The organism is Spirulina subsalsa CS-330 (genome assembly GCF_028330765.1).
GTDB classification, from domain to species: Bacteria; Cyanobacteriota; Cyanobacteriia; order Cyanobacteriales; family Spirulinaceae; genus Spirulina; species Spirulina subsalsa_A.
In genome coordinates this window covers 1-5013 of sequence record NZ_JAQMTY010000177.1, presented here as the reverse complement: position 1 = coordinate 5013, position 5013 = coordinate 1, and the positions used below count along the sequence as shown (strand labels likewise).

The window sequence follows — 5013 nt, the reverse complement described above, 5'->3', positions numbered from 1 at the left end:
CCTCGGTGGCTAGTGCCGTTCTTGGAGATATCGTAAGACCCACAGGTCGGACAGGTCATCTCAATAGCCATGAGCTTGTCTCCCTAGTTATCGTAGTTGTGTAGCCTGATTTTCCTCCGTCCCGTGCATTAATGCACTACCGACAAAATAATGGGGAACCCGGAGGTATTTTTCGTACACCTCGATCTTGTCCGGGGTCGAACGGTTTTCGCGGAAGGGTGACGGCGATTCCGGGGCTTGATCCGCTGGTGTATAAAAACGGCCCAGATCTTCCCGCTCCGTAGACGGTGACAAAAATTCAACCGCGATCGTCGGGGCTTGACCCTCCTGCCACACCACATAACTCCGCCGCAACTCGCGCCCCTCGTACAGAGCCGGGACATTCAACGCCAAAAACCAATCCGGGCGTTTATGCCAAAGATGATGCCGGGGATCGTAGTAGAGGTTAAGATCCGACGCGGTGAAGTAATGCTCTCGGTTGTGGTTTGCTAACTGTAGGGTGCGGCTCAAGAGCTGGGGCTGTAAGTCATGGAAAACATCCGGCAAACCTGGTTCCTCAGGAAATTCACTGGGTAGATCATACATGGTCGGCAGCAGATGAGAAGCCGATCGCGGCGGATCACTTTGGGGGATGAAATGGCTAGGGCTGAGGGTCATAACAAGCGAACATCAATCAGGATTGAGTGCGGTGCTTTTAGTGTAGCCAATCAGGACAGATCGCACCGACCTTTCCCCCACGCTGTCAAACGACCCATCTCTAAAGATTCGTAGCGCGATCGCACCTCCCCACCGGCCAGACCGCTAAATTCTGTTAGATTTCAGAGAAGCGATCGCAGCATCCCCGCACAACTGCAACACCGTTAACTGTTCACCGTCGAATCTTAACCACCATGACCCTGATCAAAGACCTCATCGAAATTCCTGATCGCGTCCAGTCAGGTGACTTTGTCCTGAGGCTTTCCGAAGGAGTCAGCCGCCCCCAGGATACCCTCCAGGATTACGTTGTCACCCCCGAACTCGTTGATTGTTTTGACAATGCCCTGCGCTTTATTCAATCTGCGATCGAAGGACGCACCAGCAAAGCCACCTATCTCCACGGCAGCTTTGGCAGCGGCAAAAGCCACTTTATGGCCGTGCTGCACCTGATCCTCAAAGGCAACACCGCCGCCAGAAGCATCAAAGAACTCGCCCCCGTCATCGCCAACCATAACCCCTGGATTGAGGGTAAAAAATTTCTGCTGGTTCCCTACCATGCGATCGGCTCTGTGAGCATGGAAGCCTGTATTTTGGGCGGCTATGCCCGTTTCATTCAAGATCATCACCCCGATGCCCCCATCCCCGGTATTTATCTCGCCAATGAACTGTTCCAAGATGCCCAAAACTTGCGCCAGCGTTTAGGAAATGAAGCCTTTTTCGCTGAACTCAACCAAACCCATGATTCCGGCTGGGGAGATATGACCGGAATTTGGGATGCTGCAACCTTTGAACAGGCAGTGAATGCCCCAGCCGGCGATGAGAAAAGAGCGCAACTGGTGGGCGATCTGGTGAAGCAGTTTTTTAGTTCCTATAACCTGCAAGTTGATAACCAAACAGAGGGATATCTCAGCCTCGATCAAGGGCTTTCAATCCTGAGTAAACACACCCAGCAATTGGGCTACGATGGCTTAATTCTGTTTCTGGACGAATTGATTTTATGGCTCGCGAGCCGCGCCGGAGACTTGAACTTCGTTCATACCGAAGGCCAAAAACTCGCCAAACTGGTGGAAGCCCAAGCCGCCGATCGCCCCATCCCGATTATTAGTATTGTGGCCCGACAGCGCGATCTCCGCGAACTGGTCGGGGATACGATCCCCGGTGCTGACCGGATGAACTTTAGCGATGCCCTCAAACATTGGGAAGGCCGGTTTCATCGCATCGTGCTCGAAGACCGGAATTTACCTGCGATCGCCCATAAACGAGTGCTGCGCTGCAAAACCGCCGCCGCCCGGGACGAACTCGATGCCGCCTTTGAAGACGCGATTAAACTCAAAGATACGACCCTGAATATTTTGCTGACCCAAGGGGGCGATCGGCAGATGTTCCAGCAAGTCTATCCCTTTAGTCCTGCCCTCATTCAAACCCTGATCGCCCTTTCTAGCCTGCTCCAGCGGGAACGGACGGCCCTCAAAATCATGATGCAGCTTTTGGTAGAACAACGGGACAGCCTCGAAGTGGGAAACATTATTCCGGTGGGGGACTTGTTTGATCTAGTCACCACCGGCGAAGAAGCCTTCAGCCCCGATATGGCCACCCACTTTAACCATGCCACCCGCCTCTACCGTCAAAAGTTCTTACCCTTGCTAGAGCGCGATCATGATCTGACCTGGGATGCAGCCCAAGCCCTACCCATAACCGACGGGAGACGGCAAAAACTAATCAACGATGCCCGCTTGGTGAAAACCCTGCTCCTCTCGGCCTTGGTTCCGGATGTGGAACCCCTGCGCACCCTAACCGCTGAACGGCTGGCGGCGTTGAACTATGGCACGATCAAATCCCCCATTCGGGGCCGGGAAACCCAAGAAGCCCTCAAACGCTGCAAAAAGTGGGCCAGCCAAATTGGGGAACTCCGCATCAGCGACGATGAACACAACCCAACCCTGAGCGTTCAACTCTCCGGTGTGGATACCGATATGATCTTGCAGCAGGCGGAGCGAGAGGATAACCAAGCCAATCGCGCCCGACTGATTAGCCAGATGCTGATGCAACGATTCCAGATCACCGATGATGGTCGGCAGCAAGAACTGACCTACACCTGGTTATGGCGCAACACAAAACGAACCTGCCAAGTTCTTTTTAAAAATGTTCGAGAATTGCCCGATATTTCCCTGCAAAATTCGGACGATCGCTGGCTTGTGATTATTGACTATCCCTTTGACCAAGAGAACCACAGCCCATCCGATGACCTAGGCAGAGTCCAAGATTTTCAAGATAAGTTTCCCGAAGGGACTAAAACCATTTGCTGGTTGCCGGCGTTTTTGAGTCCCACGGCGCAGAAAGATGTGGCGAATTTACTCAAGGTGAATCATGTCTTGGCAGGCGATCGCTTCAGTCAATACACGGTTCACCTTTCTCCCCAAGATCGTCAAACCGCAAAATCAATCTTAGACGGTCAACGCAGCTCCCTCGATCTACGGGTGCGCCAACACCTAGAGACGGCCTACGGCATCCGTCAAGACCCCGATGTTCTCGACCCCGATCGCAGCCCTGATCTAGCAGAACGCTTTGTCTCTCTCTGTCTCGGGCTACAGTTACGGCCACCCGTCACAACGACCCTCGCCGATGCCTTAGACAAACTACTCGACCAAGTCCTCCGGTTTGAGTTTCCCGGGGCTCCCCTGTTCGGCAGTGAACTGCGTCGCAGCGATCTTGATAAGATCTGGGTCATTATCCAGAGTGCCAGCCAAGCCCCGGAAAATCGCCTGCTCATCGACAAAAATCAACGCAAAACCCTCCAAGACTTTGCCCTCCCCCTCCATTTAGGGGAACTCTCCGAAACCCATTTTCTCCTCGGCCAACATTGGCGCACGCACTTCCTGCGCCAAGCCCAAGGGGAACGGATGACCGTCGCCCGTTTGCGACAGTGGATCAATCAACCCGATGCGATGGGACTGACCCCAGAGGCTGAGAATCTCGTGATTCTGACCTTTGCAGAGCAAACCAACCGCGCCTTTTATCAACACAATCTGCTCTACAAAACGGCTAACCTGCGCGATCTGCCCGATACCTGCGAGTTACGCGAAGAGGCCCTCCCCGATGCGCAAGCCTGGTCAGAGGCGATCACCCACGCCGAAGCCCTTTTGGAGATTCCCCGCCCCGCTCTGTGCAAAAGTAGCACCGTGGCTCAGTTCTGTGCCGAGGTTTACGACCAAGCCACCGCACGCCAATCATCCTGTCAAGCGTATTTAAAGGCATTGCAATCTGGCTTGCAGACGTTGGATCGTGATCAGGAGTGCGATCGCGTCACCACTGCCCGCGCTACCCAAACCCTATTCGATCAACTCTGTAGCCAAACCAAAGATCAAGTCATTGAGACCCTAGCCCAAGCAACCTTTGCCACCAGCACCACCGCAATGGCCCACACCCTAACCCTCAATGAAACCCTCAACCAAATCCTCAATCAAACCCGCTGGGAAACCTTTGAATCCCTCGAAAGCCTCCCCGCTGACTCATTAGATCTAGCCATCCGCAACGAAATTCAACAGGTTAGCGATCGCCTCAACGAAATCCTGCAAAGTGACGAACACGTCCACTCGTTAAAATACCTCCGTACTCTCGAAAAACAGGCCCTTCGCTTAATTACTACAGCCGCAAAACCCCCAATCACCATAATAGATCCCCCACCAAAACCAGATCCAGATCCAGATCCAAAACCAGATCCAAATATTGTGAAAGGTGAAGAAAAAGATTTAGATCTTGAAGCCGCTCAAAACTTAATTAAAAAGTTAAAAAAAGATTTTGAATCTGGTCAAAAAATTAACCTAACAATTAGCTGGATAATTCAAAATAAGTGAACAAATAATATTTGAAAAATTCAACGCATCTTCTAATTAATTCAAATTCCGATCCACTGCATGACTGCCCTCACCCTCAATCAGATCAAAGCACAAGTTAGCGCGATTCGAGCCAAGTCCCCACGGGCGAAAGCGATCGCAATTCGGACGCCGCACCAATGGACCGGCGAACCAGAATATGAAGATGAAACATTCACGATCAAAATTGTCCAATGTCAATCCCCTCTTGCCATTCGTTTAGCCCTACAAGCGGGCCAGGCTGAGAGCGTCATCACCCTCATCCTCACGAACGATGATGAGAGCAATTTAGATGAGGATATTCTGGGGTGCATCCCAGTTATGCAGATAGTACATAGAGATTAATAGAGTTCACCATTGAGATAAGCACAACGGTGTAGAAGAACCTTAGGCACATTGTGGCGAGACCACTGAGCCCCAGACCGTTTAACGCGGGCAGCAATTT

At 52.1% G+C, this 5013-nt stretch carries 3 protein-coding genes; 2 read left to right on the top strand and 1 reads right to left on the bottom strand.

Going from position 1 to position 5013, the window contains the following annotated elements:
* Positions 1-87: 87 nt before the first annotated feature.
* A complete protein-coding gene (locus PN477_RS12605) occupies positions 88-657 on the bottom strand; it encodes a Uma2 family endonuclease (RefSeq protein ID WP_272117745.1) in 570 nt (189 codons plus the stop codon).
* 233 nt (positions 658-890) lie between these two features.
* Here PN477_RS12605 and PN477_RS12600 point away from each other — a divergent pair, with 233 nt between their 5' ends.
* Positions 891-4550 carry a hypothetical protein gene (locus PN477_RS12600; protein ID WP_272117743.1) on the top strand — a complete coding sequence of 1220 codons (3660 nt, stop codon included), beginning with the start codon at positions 891-893 and terminating at the stop codon, positions 4548-4550.
* A gap of 60 nt (positions 4551-4610) precedes the next feature.
* Positions 4611-4913, top strand: coding sequence for a hypothetical protein (locus tag PN477_RS12595; protein WP_272117742.1), 303 nt, complete (start codon positions 4611-4613; stop codon positions 4911-4913).
* The last annotated feature ends 100 nt before the right edge of the window (positions 4914-5013 follow it).